Below are 18,349 nucleotides of genomic sequence, written 5' to 3'. Positions count from 1 at the left end.
CATTGGCTCCGCCCTTCTTTGATGCCTGTTCGCCCGCGTCAGTTTAGCAGGTTCGGCACAATCGTAACCACCGCCGGGAAGAAGGCCAACAACAGCAACCCAGCCACCTGAATGCCGATGAAGGGCATGACGCCTTTGTAAATCTGCCCTGTCGTGATCGACTTGGGCGCAACCCCGCGCAAATAGAACAGCGCAAAGCCAAAGGGCGGCGTCAGGAACGAGGTTTGCAGGTTCACCGCGATCATGATTGTCACCCATTTGGGATCAAACGTGCCGCCATAAATAACCGGTCCGACGATGGGGATCACGATGTAGATGATCTCCAGGAAATCGAGCACAAAGCCCAGCACGAACAGCACCAGCATGACCAACAGGAACACCGTCCATTCGTTATCGAACGAGCGCAGGAACTGCTGGATATAGTGTTCGCCTCCGAAAGAGATCAGCACGAGGTTCAGCAATTGCGAGCCGATCAGGATGGTAAAGACCATCGAGGTCACTTTCGCCGTCTCGCGTACAACCGGCGCCAGAACACCGCCTGCGATCAGCACCCAGCAAGACCAGAGCAGACCAAACATCGCGAAGAGGAAGCAGGCGAAAGCAACCATATAGGCGATGCGGTTTTCCAGCAGCACCACCTCTTGGCCCAGCCGCATGTCGAAGTTCACACCAATAATCAACATCAGCACAATGGCCCCTGCCGTCAGCAGCACCATGCGGCCAGAACGCTCCTGATCATTCAGCTTGCGGTAGGTCGCGAGCAGGATCGCGCCACCCGCACCCAGCGCTGCCGCCGGTGTCGGGTTGGTGATCCCACCAAGGATGGAACCCAGCACAGCCACGATCAGCACGAGCGGCGGGAAGACCACGCGCAGGATCTCATTGCTTGCCAGCATCTTGGCCGCTGGCCGCAGGCCAAAGTAGGTGACGATCAAGGGGATCGCGATCAGCAACGTTGTGACGCCCGGCGTTGTCAGTGGCGAGATCAGCACGATATCGGTCAGCAACAGCAGCCCGATCCCCACTGCCCCGACAATCAGCGGACGGTGATCGGCAGACGGTGCCACACCCCGTGCCAGCGCCAACATCAGACCCAGCAGCACGGCGGTGATTGCAATGCCGCTGCCAATTGGTGCCGCAGAGGCCACGCGTTCCTGAACAAGGGCTGCACGCTCTTCCACGGACAGCGCGCGCGCCTCTACAACGCCACCGGCGTCGTCAATCGCAGCCTGTTCGGCCAATGCCGTGCTCCACGCCTCTTCGCCATGCAACTCTAGCATCGCAGCGGCACATTCGTCACCGACGTTGGTGCGCAAGGACGCGGTTTGCCCGGCATCGGTAAAGCTGTCCACGATCACGGTTTGTGTGCCGACAAGGTTCGTTTGGTTCAGACCGATGGCCAGCCCGATGATCCCTACAGGCACCGCAAGGAACCATGTGAAACCTTCACTGCGCGTGACAACTTCACCCGTGCCATCATCGGCAAACTGCACCGGTGGGGCCTTTGATGGGTTGATCAGCGCAAAGACAAAGGCGTAGCCCGCATAAAGAACCGCCAGCAATATGCCCGGTAGCAAAGCCGCCTGAAACAGCGTACCGACGGATACAACCGCGGGCTCGCCCAGATAGGTCAACGCGTCGGAACAGCCAGCAAGCCGCGCGCGGTCTTCTTGTGCCGCGGAATAAAGGTCGCCTGCCAAAGTGCCCAACAAGACGATTACAATTGACGGCGGGATGATCTGCCCGAGCGTCCCCGAGGCCGCGATGACACCCGTGGAAAGCTGCGGCGAATACCCGTTCTTCAACATGGTTGGCAGCGCCAGTAGGCCCATGGTCACGACCGTCGCACCAACAATGCCGGTTGAGGCAGCAAGGAATGCACCCACGATCACGATCGACACGGCCAGACCACCGGGCAGCGGGCCGAATACCTTTGCCATGGTTGTCAGCAATTCATCGGCAATGCGCGACCGCTCCAACACGATGCCCATCATCACGAACATCACGACGGCAAGCAACGTTTCGATCGACTGACCAGCCAGCACACGTTCGTTCATGCGGTTCACGACAAAGCTGACGTTGCGGTCCAATGCCACTTCCCAACCTGACGGGAACAACACGTCCTCGTAGCGCGGCAATTCAGGGAACCGGAAGACCGAGATGGCGTCCGGTCGGACCCCTTCGGCGATCAGCGCTGCGTATTCGGCCGAATTGGTGTCAACAGCGGCATGGATCAACAGGCCGGAACTATCAAGCGCCGCAATAATCGCGAATGAAATCACCGCCGAGCCAGAGATTGCGAATGCCACAGGGAAACCTGACAGGATCCCTGCAAAGAGTGTCAGAAAGACGATAATAATACCGACTTCGATGCCATCTAATCCGAAAAGCATGTGTCTACCGCCCTAATTTAGTGAATGTCTGCGACAAGTTCGGCGGTGTCATCGCCCAGCCTGTCTTTATCAAGGTACTTGCCTTCGCTTTCCGGCCCTTCTTTCCATTCCAAATAGGACCGGAAGAAGAAGGCGACAGCTTGCAAAAGGATCATCGCGGTGAAGGTCACCAGCAAAACCTTGAAAAGGAAATACGCGTTAAAGCCGTTTGGCGAAAAGCCGATGGTTTCAATGTTCCAGCGCAAAGCACGCGCCTTGGTCAGCAAACGTTCAAGGCTGTCCGAGGCGGATGGATTTGGCACCACCAGATGCCGCCATAGGAAGAACCAACCATATAACCATGTCAGGACCGCCGCAGGCACCATCAACACCATGGAACCGATCATGTCGATCACGCGCTTGGCGCGGTAGCTGATCGCGGAATAAACAAGGTCGACGCGCACGTGACCACCTTGGACAAACGTATATGCGGCGCAAAGACAGACGATAATGGCGTTGTAGAATTTCAATTCTTCCGACCACCAGCTGACGTCCTTGGTGAAGGTGACGCCAAAGCCAAGGCTGATCTCTGACACCGCAAAGACGCGCTGCATGAAGATGATGATAACCTGCTGCAAGACCATCAGCAGGCCTGCCCATGCGGCGGTGCGACCTACGATATTGGCAAATCCTTCGAGGCCGCGCACGCAGCCCCACATGAAGCGGTTGCTGATAAAGCCGATGATTGTAACGGTCAGGAAGATCGCGAAGACCACAAAGAAGAACTCGACCGAGGCACCATAATAGATAAAGCGCATCAGGGCTTCTTTTTGCTCTGTTTCCATGGCGCCATTGATTGATGGCAGCCACGACAGCCATTCGCTGGGATGCAAGAATGCATAAAATAAGTTGTAGTAGGCTTCGATCAGGTTGGCGAAAAACCAACCCGCGGCGTTGCCGCCCCATGCTTCAACCAGGCCCATGGTCATCCCCCGTCTTGGCTTTTATCTGCGCGCACGCCCCGTGCAGCACTTGTCGAGAGGGCCCTATGCATCCGCATCGGGCCCTCACATTGGTTTAGATCATAAAACTATGATCCGGCGCAGGGCCTTAGCCCATCACGCGGTCACGCTGGGCGCGGTAAGCACCTTCGGATTGTGTGATCCAGCCGGAAGAGGCAGCCATGGACGCGTTGTAGCTGGCACGCAGACGATCATAAATGTCGTCGCCATTGTACTGGTCCATTGTTTCGCGTGCAGCAGCACCCATCGCATCCCAGACAGAGTCAGGGAATTCCAGAACCTTCACACCACCGGCCTGCAAACGCTGAAGTGCTGCACCGTTGTTGTTCATGAACTGGGCGAGGTTCCACTGGTGTGCTTCACCAGATGCGATCTCGATGATCTTCTGGTGCTCGGGGCTCAGGCTTTCGAACACATCAAGGTTCGTGGCCAAAGACAGCGCCGCACCCGGCTCGTGCATGCCGGCTGTGTAGTAGAACTTGGTGATTTCCTGGAAACCAGCCTTTTCGTCCGCCCACGGGCCGATCCACTCTGTGCCGTCAATCGCACCAGAGGCCAGCGCCTGATACACTTCTGCGCCTGGCAGGTTCTGTACGGACGCACCCATGCGACCCAGCGCCTGACCACCAAGACCCGGCATACGGAACTTCAGACCCTGGAAATCTTCTGGGCCTGCGATCTCTTTCGAGAACCAGCCACCAGCCTGTGGGCCTGTGTTACCAGCAAGGAAGGACTTCAGACCAAAGATCGAGCCCAGCTCATCGTGGAACGCCTGACCTTCACCCTGATAGTACCAGTTTGAGATTTCCTGTGGTGTCATGCCAAATGGCACGGATGTGAAGAACGCATAGCCTGGATGCTGACCAACAAAGTAGTAGTCTGCTCCGTGGTACATGTCGGCCTGACCGGATGTGACCGCGTCAAATACTTCAAACGCACCAACCAATTCGCCAGCAGCTTTCAGGTCGATCGTAAGCGAGCCACCGGACATGGCGGTGATTGTGTCAGCGGCGCGCTGTGCGGCGTCATGTACACCAGCAAGGCCACGGCCCCATGTTGTGACCAGCGTCAGCGTGCGATTGCCCTGTGCATATGCAGGGGCAGCAAGCGCTGTTGCGGCGGCAGCTGTGCCACCCAGTGCTGAATTCTTTAGAAATGAACGACGATCCATATATTGTATCCTCCCGGTTGTTACATCAGACAACGCCAATCACATGGCGTATCGATGGATTCGTGTCGCAGAGCCTAGCTGGCGTGACATTCTTGTAATATCCGTAGTACTGCGTAGAAATGCCGCCTTTGTCACATTTTCTGACCAATTCTGCCCGTTGTTTAGGCGCTAACAGATATTCTGCCTGGCTGGGCTACCCCCTCTTGGCATTTGATTCGCAGGTGATTCTTCTCTAACGATTCCGCCATGACAGCCCTGCTTTCGCGCCTGCGCGACTATTTCAGTATCAGCTACGGCCAGAAGGTTTTCCTGCTGGCCACCCTGCCCCTGATCGTGGCGGTCACGCTGATTACTTTGGTCGTCACTGCACAGTCACGACAGCTGGCCGAGCGTGAAATTCAGGCGCTTGAGACCCAGTTGATCGACACCAAACGCGAGGAACTTAAGAACTACCTGTCGATTGCGCGCACGGCGGTCGTGAACACCTATGGCCGCGCCGCGCCTGATGACGAAGCCGCGAAACTGGCCGTCAGCCGAGAGTTGGCGGCGATGCTTTATGGGCAGGACGGCTATTTCTTTGTCTACGACTACGATGGCACCAACCTTGTGGCGCCCCGCCAAACCTATCTGATCGGCAAAAACTGGACCGGTCTCGAAGACCTTAACGGCACGCCAATCACAGACGAGCTGATCCGCATTGCCCGCACCGGCGGCGGGTATCACAGCTTTGATTGGCCCAAGCCCTCTACCGGGGAGACCGAACGTATGATCGTCTATGTCAACGGATTGCAGGACTGGCGGTGGGCCATTGGCACTGGCGTGTTCATCGACGACATTCTGGAAAACGTGGCCGTGGCCCGCGCCGATGTGGAACGGCGGATCAGAACTACCTCGCTTTATATTGTGGCCATTGCGACGGCTGCACTGATTGGTGTCTTTATGACTGGCATGGTGCTGAACCTGCGTGAAAGGCGGCTGGCGGATGCCAAGCTTAAGCAGTTGACCCAGCGGATCATTGACACACAGGAAGAAGAACGCGGGCGCGTGGCGCGTGAATTGCATGACGGGATCAGTCAGATGCTGGTCGGCGTGCGTTACGCGCTGGAACTGACCAAACGCAAACTGGGCGGTGATCCGGCCACAACCGAAAGCCTTAACAAGGGGCTCGATGGGTTGGGATCAACCATTCAAGAAGTCCGACGCATCAGCCGCGACCTGCGCCCCGGCGTGCTGGACGATCTGGGACTGGGCCCCGCCCTGCAATCGCTGACGGATGATTTCAGCACCCGCACCGGGATCGAAACCGAGTTCGAAACCGTAGTGTTCCGCAACCGTCTGGATCAGGAAGCACGGATCGCACTTTACCGGATCGCCCAAGAGGCGCTGACCAATATCGAGCGGCATGCTGAGGCCTCCAATGTACAGATATCCCTTAAGGGGCAGCGCAAGGGCGCCTTCCTGCGGATCACGGACGACGGCAAAGGCATGGTCTGGCCTCAACCCGATCGGCGGCGCGTTGGTGGCCTTGGCATGCGCAATATGCAAGAACGGGTTGAACAACTGGGCGGCACCCTGCGTGTGCTTTCAGCACGCACCGGCAAAACCGGCACCGTGATCGAGGCGCAAGTGCCCCTCACCCATATGCTGCGCCCCCAGAACACAACAAAGGAAAGCGCATGACGACCCGCGTTTTGATCGTAGATGACCACCCGATGGTCGCCGAAGGCATTCAATCCCTGCTGGAAAGTTACGAGGATATCGAAGTTGTCGGCACACTTGGCAACGGGCAAGAGGCCGTGGATCGGGTCAACGAGTTGAGCCCCGATGTGATCCTGCTTGATCTGAACATGCCGGGGCTGTCAGGCTTGTCCGCCTCCGAGATGATCCTTGAAGAGCGACCCGACACCCGCATCTTGATCCTGTCGATGCACGACAGCCCTGAATACATCTCTACCGCGCTCAGCCACGGCGCGCGGGGGTATATCCTCAAGGATGTGCCCACTGACGAAATCAAGACGGCAATCGAAACGGTTATGGCCGGGGAAGAATACCTTTGTACCGGCGCGAAACGCGCGTTGGAGCCGAAAATCAGCGACGGGCGCGAAGCGCTGACCGGGCGGGAACAGACAATCCTGTTGGAACTGGCGCAGGGGCGATCCAACAAAGAGGTCGCCAACGCGCTTGATATTTCGGTGCGGACGGTCGAGACGCACCGCAAGAACATCAAACGCAAACTGGGGATCAGCTCAACCGCCGGGCTGACGCGCTATGCGATGGAACATGGCGTGTTGCAGGGCACCGGGATTTAGCCCCACACAATGCAAAACGCCCGCAACCGATGCTGCGGGCGTTTGCCGTTTCCAATCAAGATTAGATCTAGTTCTCGACGGTTTCCTTGATGCCTTCGCGCACAATGTTGAACCACTCACCCGACAGGCGCAGTTCTTCAAGGCCTGCGTTGATGATCGGCAGCGCATCATTGGCGAACTGATTGTCCTTGGACACAAAGACATGCAGCGTCTGGGCAGATGTCAGCGGCTCGATCTTCGCGATCTGATCCTCAAGACCTAATTCGCGAGCATCTTCTTCAGCCGGCAAGGCATCCAAGGTGATCACGTCGATTTCTCCATCCAGCAGCAACTGCCAGCAACCATCCTGCGGTACAGGGCGTGCCAACGAAACATTTGGCGGCACCAGACCTTCGGCCTCTAGATCAAACGAGAACCACGCCTCTGGGCGGCACAAGCGGGCGCCCTGCAACTCGGCATAGGTCGTCACGTTTTCATAGGCACTGCCTTTGAGCGTGTAGTAGCCTACAAGCGCCTCGTAAAACGGCGCGGAGTGGTTGAAGTCGGTACAGCGGTAGGCGCTGCCGGGTGAGAGGTTTTCAACCTTGTCGCAATCGGGCTTGAACCATGGGAACACCATATCAACCGCACCAGTCGGCAGCAGCGTTTCAAGGTGCGAGCCCCAGTCGTTGATAAAGATCAAGCTATAGTCCTGATCAGCATTGCCCAATTCCATGGAGCGATCGACCATCTGCGTGATCAAACCGCCACCGGGCAGCCCCTCATCCGTGAAGGGCGCATAGCCACTTGCGGTCACAATGCGTAGCGAGCGGTTCGGTTCAGCTGTTGTTGGGGCTGGTTCGGTCGATGCCGCAGCGGTGGGTGTGCTGGCGGCCGTCAAAGGCAGCGCTCCATCATCACAGGGAATGGCCAGAACCTGACCGATTTCAATACGGTTGGGGTTGGCCAGAACATTGCGGTTGGCATCGAACAACGTCTGGAAACCGCCATCCACCTCCCCGCGCGAGGCGATCTGGCTCAGCGTGTCACCACTCTGTACAGCATAGGTCGAACAGGCGACTTGCGCCTGCGCCTGACCAGGCGCCACGGCCATCAGGCCCACGGTCGCCGCTGCGATTGCCGCCATGCCGTGTACTACCCCCGACGATCCCACTTTCGCCTGTCCCGATGTACGGTCTGCTTTCTGAGTAAGCATTTTCTAACCTTCCTTATAAGAGTTTCCCTAACGTCATCAATCACATCAAGAGTAAGGCGAAATGTTGACCAAAACGCGTCAACAATAGCGCGCATTTTTTTCACGCCGCTCTACTCAGAATTGAACCAAGTTATTTCCTTTTTTCTACGCAACAGGCTGCGCAGCGTTGGTATTTCGCAATCAAGAATGCCAACTATTGGTCACCGCACGATGTTTCACCGGTCATAGGCTGTGCATTTTTGCGCGATCAGGCAATCAAGCCTTGTAGTCCTGCCGAACAAGTTCACATTGAATTCTACAGCATTGCCAAAGTATCGGAGTAAAGATGTCTGACACCACCGCCTACACCCCGCCAAAGGTTTGGACCTGGGACGCCGAAAGCGGCGGAAAGTTTGCCAACATCAATCGCCCCGTTTCCGGGCCTACCCATGACAAGGATTTGCCTGTCGGCAAGCACCCGTTGCAACTGCATTCACTGGCAACACCCAATGGTGTCAAAGTGACCGTCATGCTCGAAGAACTGCTGGCCGCAGGCCATCCAGCGGAATACGACGCCTGGCTGATTAACATTCAGGAAGGTGACCAGTTCAGCAGCGGCTTTGTCGATGTGAACCCCAATTCCAAGATCCCTGCCCTGTTTGACAAGGACACCGGCGTGCGCGTGTTCGAGAGCGGCGCGATCCTGCTCTATCTGGCCGAGAAATTCGGGGCCTTCCTGCCCAAGGACGTGGCCGCCCGCACAGAAACGCTCAACTGGTTATTCTGGCTCCAAGGCTCTGCCCCCTATCTTGGTGGTGGCTTTGGCCATTTCTACGCCTATGCACCCGAAAAATTCGAATACCCCATCAATCGCTTCGCGATGGAGGCCAAGCGCCAGCTTGATGTGCTGAACCAACGGCTGGAAGACAGCACCTATTTAGGCGGCGACACTTATTCGATCGCCGATATGGCGACGGCGCCCTGGTATGGCGCGCTGATCAAGGGGCAGGTTTATGAGGCCGCTGAGTTCCTTGATGTGAAATCATACGAACACGTCAATCGCTGGGCCGATGATGTGATGAACCGCCCCGCCTATTTGCGCGGCAAGATGGTTAACCGCGCATGGGGTGACCCAGCAGAACAACTGCGCGAGCGGCACGCGGCGGGTGATTTTGACACCCAGACATGGGACAAGATCGGCGACGATCAGACATAATTCGCGTAGACAAATCAGCCTCATGGGCCGGATTCTGCCGAGAACCGACCATTCCAATCCAGCGATTGCACAAACCCGGTGCCCTACGCTCAATACGGATGTGTTACGTCAAAATGACGCATCCGCATTGAAGCACGACTGGTTTGCTGGTGGGCGAGCCAAGACTACAAAAGGCCACCCTGTTGGAACTCACACAACTTCTCAGCGCACTCGGCTCTGACCCTGAACAAATGACCCGCGGGATTATCCGCATCTTTCACTTCATCGGCCTGTCGATGGGGCTTGGGGCCGCGACATTGCTGGACCTGATGATCATCCGGTTCTTTCTGGGTCAGGAAATGACCGAGCAAAAGTTCGAGATGTTCCATTTCCTTGCTGATCTTGTGAATGTCGGGCTCAAACTGTTGTGGGTCACAGGGCTGAGCTTTCTGGTGTTCTATTGGATGAGCGACCCGGTCAAACTGGGCAATGAAAAGGTCTGGGCCAAGATGGTGATCGTCACCATCCTGACAATCAACGGCGTGTTCATCCACCGCACGGTTATCCCATTTATGTATGGCCAAATAGGCCGCACGATGCTGGGCGGCGTGCCGTTTCGCAAGAAATTCATCTTTGTAACCATGGGCATGATCTCTTTCGTGTCATGGTATGCCCCTGTGGTCATCGCCAATCTGCCGCAGCTGAATTTTCAGGTGCCAATGGTGCAAATCCTGATCGCCTATGCCCTTGTTTTGCTCTCTATCATGACATTGGCCCATCTACTGCTGTTTGGCAGCGAGATTGCCAATGCAGGGCGCAATAGGTTGCGGCGCAGAAGCTACCTTTGAGTGCTGCGCAAATCGCGACCTGAAAGAAAGTTGCGAAAAACCGCCCCAAGACGACATTTTCTCCACTTGTGCTGTTGACCCCCCTAAACCGGCGGATTAGGGTCTGCAGAGGCACGAAGGAACCCTGATGACACACGTCGTACTAATTGTGAGATACACGCGCATGGGCCGGTAACGGTAAAACCATAACGATCCCATGCGCCCCCGACACACTCGGGGGTTTTTTTGTGACCAAAGAGAAACCAGATACGCGAAGGACGCGAGACACATGAGCAAAGCCATGACGGGCGCAAGAATGGTTGTTCAGGCACTGATTGATCAGGGCGTGGACACGATCTTTGGATACCCCGGTGGTGCCGTCCTACCGATCTATGACGAGATTTTTCAGCAAAACAGCATCAAGCATGTTTTGGTCCGCCACGAACAAGGTGCGGTGCATGCCGCCGAAGGCTATGCCCGGTCCACTGGCAAGCCCGGCGTTGCCTTGGTCACCTCCGGTCCCGGCGCCACAAATGCAGTGACGGGTCTGACGGACGCCCTGATGGATAGCATTCCGATTGTTGTGCTGACTGGGCAGGTGCCGACCTTCATGATCGGCTCTGACGCGTTTCAGGAATGCGATACCGTCGGTATCACACGCCCCTGCACCAAGCATAACTGGCTGGTCAAAGAAACCGATCGTCTGGCGCCCACTCTGCATGAGGCTTTCCATATCGCCACATCCGGCCGCCCCGGCCCCGTTGTCATCGACATTCCCAAAGATGTGCAGTTTGCCACTGGCACCTATACAGAGCCGCGGCAGGTTGAAACGCACTACAACCCGCAGGTCAAAGGTGACATGGAGATGATCACCGAACTGGCCGCAGCCATGGAAACGGCCAAGCGTCCGATTTTCTATACTGGTGGCGGTGTGATCAACTCTGGTCCGGCGGCGACGCAATTGCTGCGCGAACTGGTTGCGGCGACGGGCTTTCCGATCACCTCAACTCTGATGGGTCTGGGCTGCTATCCGGCTTCTGGTGACAACTGGCTGGGCATGCTGGGCATGCATGGGCTGTACGAAGCCAACATGGCGATGCATGACTGCGATCTGATGATCAACATCGGCGCCCGCTTTGACGACCGGATCACCGGGCGTCTTGACGCCTTCAGCCCCGGATCAAAGAAAGCGCATATCGATATCGATGCGTCTTCGATCAACAAGGTGATCAAGGTTGATATCCCGATCCTTGGCGATGTCGCCCATGTGTTAGAGGACCTGCTGAAGGTTTGGAAAGCGCGCGGGCGCAAAACCAACAAAGAGGCAATGCAGAAATGGTGGCACCAGATCAACGACTGGCGCAAGATCGATTGTCTGGCCTTCAAGCAAGAAGGCAAAGTGATCAAGCCGCAATATGCCCTGTCTCGGTTGGAAGAGCTGACCAAAAAGCACGACCGCTATATCACCACCGAAGTGGGCCAGCATCAGATGTGGGCCGCGCAATACCTGGGGTTTGAAGACCCCAACCGTTGGATGACATCCGGTGGTTTGGGCACGATGGGCTATGGCTTTCCTGCGTCTATCGGCGTGCAAATGGGCCATCCTGATGCACTGGTGATCAACGTCGCCGGTGAGGCGTCATGGCTGATGAACATGCAGGAACTGGGCACGGCGATGCAATACAATCTGCCCGTCAAACAGTTCATCCTGAACAACGAACGGCTGGGCATGGTGCGCCAGTGGCAGGAATTGCTACATGGCGAACGCTATTCATCCAGCTGGTCCGAGAGCCTGCCTGATTTTGTGAAACTGGCCGAGGCGTTTGGCGCCAAAGGCATCATCTGCTCTGATCCCGCCGATCTGGATGACGCGATCATGGAGATGCTGACCCACGACGGCCCGGTCCTGTTCGATTGTCTGGTGGAAAAGCACGAAAACTGCTTCCCGATGATCCCATCGGGCAAGCCGCATAATGAGATGCTGCTGGGCGAGACCGCGGATGTGGCAAATGCGATCAAGTCTGATGGCGCGGTGATGGTGTGATGCACACTCGCTTGCAGGGGGTGTGTACGCCCCAAGTACCAACAAAATAACGATCAAAGGCACAAATCATGTCACCGCTCAAAATCAAAAAAGGCGCCACCAGCCATTCCGCCTATGACCTCCGCCCTACGTTTTCGGACAAGGTAGAACGTCACACGCTGGCTGTTCTCGTCGAAAACGAACCCGGTGTTCTAAGCCGTGTCATCGGCCTGTTTGCAGGGCGTGGCTATAACATCGACAGTCTGACCGTCGCAGAGGTCGATCACCTAGGTCATCGCAGCCGCATCACGATTGTGACCACCGGCACGCCGCAGATTATCGTTCAGATCAAGGCTCAGCTCGGTCAAATTGTGGATGTGCATAAGGTCAATGACCTGACCGTTGAAGGGCCATCTGTTGAACGTGAATTGGCGCTGTTCAAGGTCGAAGGCACCGGGAATGACCGGATCGAGGCGATCCGTTTGGCGGATATTTTTAGGGCAAGTGTGGTCGATAGCACCTTGGAATCATTTGTGTTTGAGATCACAGGCACACCTGAAAAAATCGACGCATTTGCCGAACTGATGCAGCCATTGGGTTTGCAGGAAATCGCCCGGACAGGCGTTGCCGCACTCTCACGGGGCGCTGTCGCGTAAGGCAGCCCCTTGCACCCTGTGATTGGGGCAGACGCAAGGGGCGCCAGCTGCGCCGGATCGTTAGAGGCTGATCCGGCGCGCTATTCTTTTACGCAGGTAGAAGGCCTGCTTCTGTTGCCACTGCGATTTCATCCGCGTCCAGCAGGCCGTCGCCTGATGTGTCCAGCAAGGTGAAATCGTCTTCCGTCATTTCAGGCATCACTGCCTGAAGCTCTGGAAAGCTGTACATACCGTCGCCGTTGATATCGATTGCAGCGTCTTGGGCCATTGCCTGGCCTGCCAGTGCAGTCAAAACAGCGAGTGGTGCAATCAGCGTCAGTTTGCGTGTCATTTGTTGTCTCCTTTTGAGGACATGAAGAAGGCTTTGTTGCCTTCGCCGTCACACATGGGCGTCTGTCGGGGATCATTCCATAGCCCCACCTTGAACAAAAGTTTTCCAGCATCCCCATGCCAATTTCGTGGCGAGTGATGCGCAAAAGCCTGCCCGGTTTTGCCCTCACATGCTGGGCTGGCAATTCTTGACTTATGCATCCTGCGCGCGCTGGCAAGGTTTGGCCCATCGCAGCGAAGTGATGTCGCTGTGAGAAAAGGCCCCGTCGCGCGCAGACGCATCAGATGGGGTGCGGATATGCTAGGTTCCTTATAGAAATAAGGATGTGAGCCATGGCCAAAGACATTCCCCAACAGACCCTTGATGCCGTTCGCCAGCCGATTGCGCAGGCCCGCGGCTTGCCCAATGCCCATTACATCGACCCCGATGTCTTTGAAGTGGAAAAAAAGGCCGTTCTTTTTGCCAATTGGTCTGGTCTGGCTGTCACCGCCGATGTGCCCGAAGATGGCGACGCGAAACCTGTTGAATTTCTGGGCATCCCCTTGTTGCTGGTGCGGGACCGTCAGGGGCAGGTTCGCGTGTTCCAGAACATCTGCCGCCATCGCGGCATGATGCTTGTCACTGAAGCCAAAAAGATCGAAGGCGCGATTCGCTGCCCCTACCATTCATGGTGTTACGGCACCGATGGCCGCCTTGTATCCACCCCCCATGTTGGCGGTCCCGGCCACAACACCCATGACGCCATCGACAAATCCCTGCTGGGTCTGATCGAAGTGCGCAGCCATATCTGGTTCGACACGGTCTTTATCAACATCGACGGCAATGCCGCTCCCTTTGAAGAGGTTCACGCCGATCTGATTGCCCGCTGGTCCGATTTTGACCAACCGATGTATCATGGCGGCGCTGACAGCACCTTTACGCTGGACCTCACCACCAACTGGAAGCTCGCGGTCGAGAATTACTGCGAAAGCTATCACCTGCCGTGGGTCCACCCCGGCCTGAACAGCTATTCCCGGCTCGAGGATCACTACAACATCGACGAAAAAGGCAAATACTCTGGTCAGGGCACTTTGGTCTATCGCCAGTTGACGGGCGATGATGGGGCCGTTTTCCCCGATTTCCCTGACCTTGACGACAAATGGGCGATGGGCGGCGAATACATCACCGTCTACCCCAATGTCCTGCTGGGCGTGCAGCGCGACCATACTTTCGTGATCGTATTGGAACCTGTCAGCCACCAGCAAACCCGCGAACATATCCATCTCTATTATGCGACACCTCAAACCGATGACGCCTTGCGCGAGAAAAACGCCGCACAGTGGAAAGTGGTCTTTACCGAAGACATCTTTGTGGTCGAAGGCATGCAGAAAGGCCGCAATGCGCCGGGTTTTGATGGTGGTCGCTTCAGCCCTGCGATGGATGGCCCGACGCATTGCTTTCACCATTGGGTGGCCGGCAGTATCGCGACGCATCTCGACGCCTCATGAGGTCATTGCAGGATCGGTTGCTGGATGCGCACGCCCGTGATGATCGGGCTGCACTGGTCGCCCTTTATGCAGAGGCGGCGGATGGCGCAGGCGATCTTGATGCCGCCTGTTTCTTTTTGACCCACGCATACATCTTTGCGCTTGAGGTTGGTGATCCGGTCTCGGACGCACTTTATCAGCGCTTACACGCAGAAGGTCGCGTCTGACCCCTTGCCACTGCCCGCCCTTCGGACCACGTTAGGCATACGCAAGACAGGACGAACGCATGCCCCCCCGTAAGATCATCATCGACACGGATCCCGGACAAGACGACGCGGTCGCGATCCTGCTTGCCCTCGCTTCTCCCGAAGACATTGAGGTACTGGGCATCACGGCTGTGGCGGGCAATGTGCCGCTGCCCCTGACCGAGAGAAACGCCCGGATCGTGTGTGAACTGGCAGGCAAACCAGAGACAAAAGTCTTTGCTGGTTGCGATGCGCCAATTAGGCGCAAGCTGGTCACAGCAGAGCATGTGCATGGCAAAACCGGATTGGACGGCCCGCAACTGGCCGATCCGACGATGCCATTGCAGGAACAGCACGCGGTGGATTTCATCATTGAAACCCTGCGGAGCGAACCCAGCGGGACCGTCACCCTTTGCCCCATCGGCCCTCTGACGAATATCGCTGTTGCATTCGAACGTGCGCCGGACATTGTCGGACGCGTCCAAGAAATTGTCCTTATGGGCGGCGCCTATTTTGAGGTCGGCAACATCACCCCCGCGGCTGAATTCAACATCTACGTCGATCCAGAAGCCGCCAAAATCGTCTTTGCCGCAGGAGCCCCGCTGGTTGTCATGCCGCTTGATGTCACCCACAAGGCGCTGACCACGCGCAACCGCATCGACGCTTTCCGCTCTATGCATACGCAGGTGGGGGATATGGTCGCCGCTTGGACCGATTTCTTTGAACGGTTTGATATGGAAAAATACGGATCAGAAGGTGCCCCCCTGCATGACCCTTGCACGATCGCCTATCTGATCGAACCGCAGCTTTTTGAAGGCCGCCATATCAACGTCGAGATCGAGACAGAGGCGGACCTGACCCTTGGCATGACCGTCGCCGACTGGTGGCGGGTCACCGACCGCCCCGCCAATGCGATGTTCATGAAGGATATCGACGCTTCCGGGTTCTATGCCTTGCTTGCCGCACGTCTGGCGCGATTGTAGGATGCAAATCCCTTTCGACAACTCCTATGTCAAACTGCCTGCGCAGATGTTCACGGCACAATTGCCAACACCGGTAAAAGCGCCACAGATGATCGCGGTCAACGCTGATCTTGGGGCGATCCTTGGCATTGATCCTGCGATGCTGACCGCGCCAGAGGCCGTTCAGGTCTTTGCCGGCAATCATATCCCCGATGGGGCCGCCCCCCTTGCCCAGGCCTATGCAGGCCATCAGTTCGGCAACTGGAACCCACAACTGGGCGACGGACGTGCAGTGCTTTTGGGTGAGGTGATCGGCACCGACGGCATCCGCCGTGATATCCAGCTCAAAGGCTCTGGTCCTACGCCTTATTCACGGCGCGGCGATGGGCGCGCATGGCTGGGTCCAGTGATGCGCGAATATCTGGTCAGCGAGGCGATGCATGCCATGGGCGTGCCAACAACCCGCGCGCTGGCGGCAGTGACAACAGGCGAAGACGTCTTCCGCGAAGACGTGCTGCCGGGTGCAGTGATTGCCCGTGTGGCCCAAAGCCATATCCGCGTGGGCACGTTCCAGTTCTTCGCCAGTCGCGGCGATATGACGGCCCTGCACGCGCTGACGGATCATGTGATTGCGCGGCATTATCCACAGGCCAACGGACCCGCCGAATTGCTCGATCTGGTGATTGCCCGCTATGCGGCGCTGATCGCAAAATGGATGGGGTTGGGGTTTATTCACGGTGTGATGAACACCGATAATGTGTCCATCGCAGGCGAGACTATCGACTATGGCCCCTGCGCTTTTATCGACGGCTTTCACCCTGATAGTGTGTTCAGCGCTATCGACCAATACGGGCGCTACGCCTACGCCAACCAACCCGGTATTGGCGCATGGAACATGGCACAATTCGCCACGGCGTTGATCCCGCTGATGCCTGACCGTGACGCCGCGATTGAGGCGTTCACTGCCGCAGTTCACCGCATGCCGGTGATCTATGAAGCCGAATGGCTGCGCGCCTTTGCCGCCAAGTTGGGCATCGCAAACCCGACCGAGGATGACCGCACCTTGATCACCGATCTGCTGGATCTGATGACCAAGGATGGGGCCGATTTCACAAACACCTTCGCCACCCTGAACACTGCCCGTGCCCGCGACCAATTCCTTAGCCGCGACGCCTTTGACACGTGGGCAGACCGCTGGCATCTGCGCAAATCAGATGACGCGGCCACCATAATGGCGCAGGCCAACCCGCAGATCATCCCGCGCAATCACCGGATTGAAGAGGTCATCAACGCCGGGCGCAATGGCGATCACGCCCCGTTTCACGCGTTGCTGGCTGCTGTTACCAATCCATATGCGCCACTGACCGATGACACAGCGCATTTTGCGCGCGCGCCCAGCGAAGATGAACAGGTAAAGCGCACCTTCTGCGGCACCTGAGGCAAGCTGGGATCGGGGGCAAACCCCCTTACTACTTTCTATTTCCAATCAAACTTCTGCCGGAGGCCCTGACAGGTCAGCAGACGCGGCGTATCTGGCGTCTATTGCCCCAACATCCAGTTTCCCTCTGGCCAGAATGCATGAAACGCAAAGGCAAACATCACATCATGGGGCAGATCATTGCCCGATGCATCACGCACCCGCACGTTACCGACCTCTTTGCCTGCACCAATCCGGGCAGCATCAAGGGCTGACGCCTGCCCTTCGCCCCACGTGAATGTCACGCCCGCCTCGGTCAGTTCACCTGCCTCTGACAATCGGGTCAACGGCCAGGCTGCATCACCCACCCGCACCACGCGGGCCAGTGCCGGGATATCATGCGGCGGCATTTCACCCGAATAAAGGAATGGGCGGTTGGAGCTGTCGTAGCGCACATAGGGGTTCGCCCCATATTGGCGGCGAAAGGCTGGTTGCGCCATGACCAACCCGTCTGGGTTACGTTCTGCAAAACTTGACCAGCTTTCCATCCAACTGGGTAGACTGACCAGTTCGGTGCCCGTCAGATCACCGACAATCGCCTCGCCAATGGCCTGCTGCCACCAGCTTTCGGTTTCGCGGTCAAACATCACCATGTCAGAATTGCGCAGCTTGCCGGAGACACCAAAGCTCAGCGTGCCTTGATCAAGCCGCCGGTCAAAGGTGATGCCGGAATTGCACAGAGGGCAGAAAGTGACAGCGACCGGAATATCACCCACCACGTCATTCACAATCTCATGCCATGTCAGATAGCGGATCGGATAAGCGCGCGGGACCTCACCTTCGATCTCTAGTGTGATCACCGGTTCGCGAGGCAAAAGGTCCGGTTTGTCGGCGACTGAGATGAACTCTGGATCATCCAGCGCCGGGATACCGTCCTTTGGTGGACCACCCGACATGATCTCAACCCAGTTTTCTACGCTGGTGTTTTCAAAATCCGTGTTCGGCCATTCGGACGTCCAAAACTCTGGACTGGCCGCGGACATGCTGGCCACGGTGCAAAATGCAGCGATTGTGGGGATCAGGCGCATCGGTCTCTCCTCTTGATTGGAGCAAAGACTGACGGACGCAGGGCTGTTCGCCTAGCCTCCTCTCGGCAATGTGAGGGGGCTAGTGCTGATT

General features: G+C 57.0%; 16 protein-coding genes. 10 read left to right on the top strand and 6 right to left on the bottom strand.

Translation table 11 applies throughout. The annotated features are described in order from the left end of the window. Nucleotides 1-38: 38 nt before the first annotated feature. From DHN10_RS14075 to DHN10_RS14065, 3 genes are all read right to left on the bottom strand, one after another. Nucleotides 39-2,393 (bottom strand): TRAP transporter large permease, encoded by a 2,355-nt coding sequence (locus DHN10_RS14075; protein WP_108815974.1) that lies wholly within the window; start codon nt 2,391-2,393, stop codon nt 39-41. 17 nt (nt 2,394-2,410) lie between these two features. Then, a complete protein-coding gene (locus DHN10_RS14070) occupies nt 2,411-3,355 on the bottom strand; it encodes a TRAP transporter small permease subunit (RefSeq protein WP_108816079.1) in 945 nt (314 codons plus the stop codon). Nucleotides 3,356-3,482: 127 nt separating this feature from the next. Further along, nucleotides 3,483-4,565 (bottom strand): TRAP transporter substrate-binding protein, encoded by a 1,083-nt coding sequence (locus tag DHN10_RS14065; RefSeq protein ID WP_108815973.1) that lies wholly within the window; start codon nt 4,563-4,565, stop codon nt 3,483-3,485. A gap of 246 nt (nt 4,566-4,811) precedes the next feature. On the opposite strand from DHN10_RS14065, the gene DHN10_RS14060 reads away from it, so the two are divergent. Together DHN10_RS14060 and DHN10_RS14055 are read left to right on the top strand one after the other, a co-directional pair. Beyond that, a complete protein-coding gene (locus tag DHN10_RS14060; protein WP_108815972.1) occupies nt 4,812-6,245 on the top strand; it encodes a cache domain-containing protein in 1,434 nt (477 codons plus the stop codon). Continuing rightward, complete coding sequence (locus DHN10_RS14055) at nt 6,242-6,874, top strand: response regulator transcription factor (protein ID WP_108815971.1); 633 nt, start codon at nt 6,242-6,244, stop codon at nt 6,872-6,874. Before DHN10_RS14060 ends, DHN10_RS14055 begins: the two co-directional genes overlap by 4 nt. Nucleotides 6,875-6,941: 67 nt before the next feature. On the opposite strand, the gene DHN10_RS14050 is transcribed toward DHN10_RS14055, so the two are convergent. After that, a complete protein-coding gene (locus DHN10_RS14050) occupies nt 6,942-8,069 on the bottom strand; it encodes a LysM peptidoglycan-binding domain-containing protein (RefSeq protein ID WP_234417138.1) in 1,128 nt (375 codons plus the stop codon). Nucleotides 8,070-8,394: 325 nt separating this feature from the next. Here DHN10_RS14050 and yghU point away from each other — a divergent pair, with 325 nt between their 5' ends. From yghU to ilvN, 4 genes are all read left to right on the top strand, one after another. After that, the gene (gene yghU / locus DHN10_RS14045) at nt 8,395-9,264 is read left to right on the top strand and encodes a glutathione-dependent disulfide-bond oxidoreductase (RefSeq protein WP_108815969.1); all 870 of its coding nucleotides are present in this window, start codon (nt 8,395-8,397) and stop codon (nt 9,262-9,264) included. Nucleotides 9,265-9,446: 182 nt separating this feature from the next. Next, nucleotides 9,447-10,091: a hypothetical protein gene (locus DHN10_RS14040; protein WP_108815968.1), complete on the top strand. Its 645-nt coding sequence runs from the start codon at nt 9,447-9,449 to the stop codon at nt 10,089-10,091. 268 nt (nt 10,092-10,359) lie between these two features. Beyond that, nucleotides 10,360-12,114 (top strand): acetolactate synthase 3 large subunit, encoded by a 1,755-nt coding sequence (locus DHN10_RS14035; RefSeq protein WP_108815967.1) that lies wholly within the window; start codon nt 10,360-10,362, stop codon nt 12,112-12,114. A gap of 68 nt (nt 12,115-12,182) precedes the next feature. Beyond that, a complete protein-coding gene (gene ilvN / locus DHN10_RS14030) occupies nt 12,183-12,749 on the top strand; it encodes an acetolactate synthase small subunit (protein WP_108815966.1) in 567 nt (188 codons plus the stop codon). A gap of 88 nt (nt 12,750-12,837) precedes the next feature. Here the strand turns inward: ilvN and DHN10_RS14025 are convergent, their stop codons facing one another. Further along, complete coding sequence (locus tag DHN10_RS14025; RefSeq protein WP_108815965.1) at nt 12,838-13,080, bottom strand: hypothetical protein; 243 nt, start codon at nt 13,078-13,080, stop codon at nt 12,838-12,840. Nucleotides 13,081-13,412: 332 nt separating this feature from the next. Between DHN10_RS14025 and DHN10_RS14020 the strand changes: the two genes are divergently transcribed. The 4 genes from DHN10_RS14020 to DHN10_RS14005 are packed head-to-tail and all read left to right on the top strand — an operon-like array spanning nt 13,413 to nt 17,191. Next, the gene (locus DHN10_RS14020; RefSeq protein WP_108815964.1) at nt 13,413-14,567 is read left to right on the top strand and encodes an aromatic ring-hydroxylating oxygenase subunit alpha; all 1,155 of its coding nucleotides are present in this window, start codon (nt 13,413-13,415) and stop codon (nt 14,565-14,567) included. Further along, entirely contained in the window at nt 14,564-14,773 is a 210-nt protein-coding gene (locus tag DHN10_RS14015; RefSeq protein ID WP_108815963.1) for a hypothetical protein, read from the top strand. The genes DHN10_RS14020 and DHN10_RS14015 overlap by 4 nt, the downstream gene beginning before the upstream one ends. A 59-nt stretch (nt 14,774-14,832) precedes the next feature. After that, nucleotides 14,833-15,774 (top strand): nucleoside hydrolase, encoded by a 942-nt coding sequence (locus DHN10_RS14010; RefSeq protein ID WP_108815962.1) that lies wholly within the window; start codon nt 14,833-14,835, stop codon nt 15,772-15,774. A 1-nt stretch (nt 15,775) separates the two neighbouring features. Beyond that, nucleotides 15,776-17,191 (top strand): protein adenylyltransferase SelO, encoded by a 1,416-nt coding sequence (locus DHN10_RS14005; protein ID WP_108815961.1) that lies wholly within the window; start codon nt 15,776-15,778, stop codon nt 17,189-17,191. A gap of 101 nt (nt 17,192-17,292) precedes the next feature. Here DHN10_RS14005 and DHN10_RS14000 read toward each other — a convergent pair whose 3' ends face one another. Continuing rightward, on the bottom strand, nt 17,293-18,258 hold the full coding sequence (locus DHN10_RS14000) for a DUF3179 domain-containing protein (protein WP_108815960.1): 966 nt from the start codon (nt 18,256-18,258) through the stop codon (nt 17,293-17,295). Nucleotides 18,259-18,349: the final 91 nt, after the last annotated feature.

The sequence above is a fragment of the Loktanella sp. Alg231-35 genome, assembly GCF_900143545.1.
GTDB lineage: Bacteria > Pseudomonadota > Alphaproteobacteria > Rhodobacterales > Rhodobacteraceae > Yoonia.
This window is presented reverse-complemented; position numbering and strand designations above follow the sequence as displayed.

Excerpts from the sequence above, each read along its gene's own strand:
- DHN10_RS14015 (WP_108815963.1), top strand. The coding sequence starts at position 14,564 with ATGAGGTCATTGCAGGATCGGTTGCTGGATGCGCACGCCCGTGATGAT.
- DHN10_RS14070 (WP_108816079.1), bottom strand. The coding sequence starts at position 3,355 with ATGGGCCTGGTTGAAGCATGGGGCGGCAACGCCGCGGGTTGGTTTTTC.
- DHN10_RS14050 (WP_234417138.1), bottom strand. The coding sequence starts at position 8,069 with ATGCTTACTCAGAAAGCAGACCGTACATCGGGACAGGCGAAAGTGGGA.
- DHN10_RS14035 (WP_108815967.1), top strand. The coding sequence starts at position 10,360 with ATGAGCAAAGCCATGACGGGCGCAAGAATGGTTGTTCAGGCACTGATT.
- DHN10_RS14000 (WP_108815960.1), bottom strand. The coding sequence starts at position 18,258 with ATGCGCCTGATCCCCACAATCGCTGCATTTTGCACCGTGGCCAGCATG.
- DHN10_RS14025 (WP_108815965.1), bottom strand. The coding sequence starts at position 13,080 with ATGACACGCAAACTGACGCTGATTGCACCACTCGCTGTTTTGACTGCA.
- DHN10_RS14010 (WP_108815962.1), top strand. The coding sequence starts at position 14,833 with ATGCCCCCCCGTAAGATCATCATCGACACGGATCCCGGACAAGACGAC.
- ilvN (WP_108815966.1), top strand. The coding sequence starts at position 12,183 with ATGTCACCGCTCAAAATCAAAAAAGGCGCCACCAGCCATTCCGCCTAT.
- DHN10_RS14075 (WP_108815974.1), bottom strand. The coding sequence starts at position 2,393 with ATGCTTTTCGGATTAGATGGCATCGAAGTCGGTATTATTATCGTCTTT.
- DHN10_RS14055 (WP_108815971.1), top strand. The coding sequence starts at position 6,242 with ATGACGACCCGCGTTTTGATCGTAGATGACCACCCGATGGTCGCCGAA.
- DHN10_RS14005 (WP_108815961.1), top strand. The coding sequence starts at position 15,776 with ATGCAAATCCCTTTCGACAACTCCTATGTCAAACTGCCTGCGCAGATG.
- DHN10_RS14065 (WP_108815973.1), bottom strand. The coding sequence starts at position 4,565 with ATGGATCGTCGTTCATTTCTAAAGAATTCAGCACTGGGTGGCACAGCT.
- DHN10_RS14020 (WP_108815964.1), top strand. The coding sequence starts at position 13,413 with ATGGCCAAAGACATTCCCCAACAGACCCTTGATGCCGTTCGCCAGCCG.
- yghU (WP_108815969.1), top strand. The coding sequence starts at position 8,395 with ATGTCTGACACCACCGCCTACACCCCGCCAAAGGTTTGGACCTGGGAC.
- DHN10_RS14060 (WP_108815972.1), top strand. The coding sequence starts at position 4,812 with ATGACAGCCCTGCTTTCGCGCCTGCGCGACTATTTCAGTATCAGCTAC.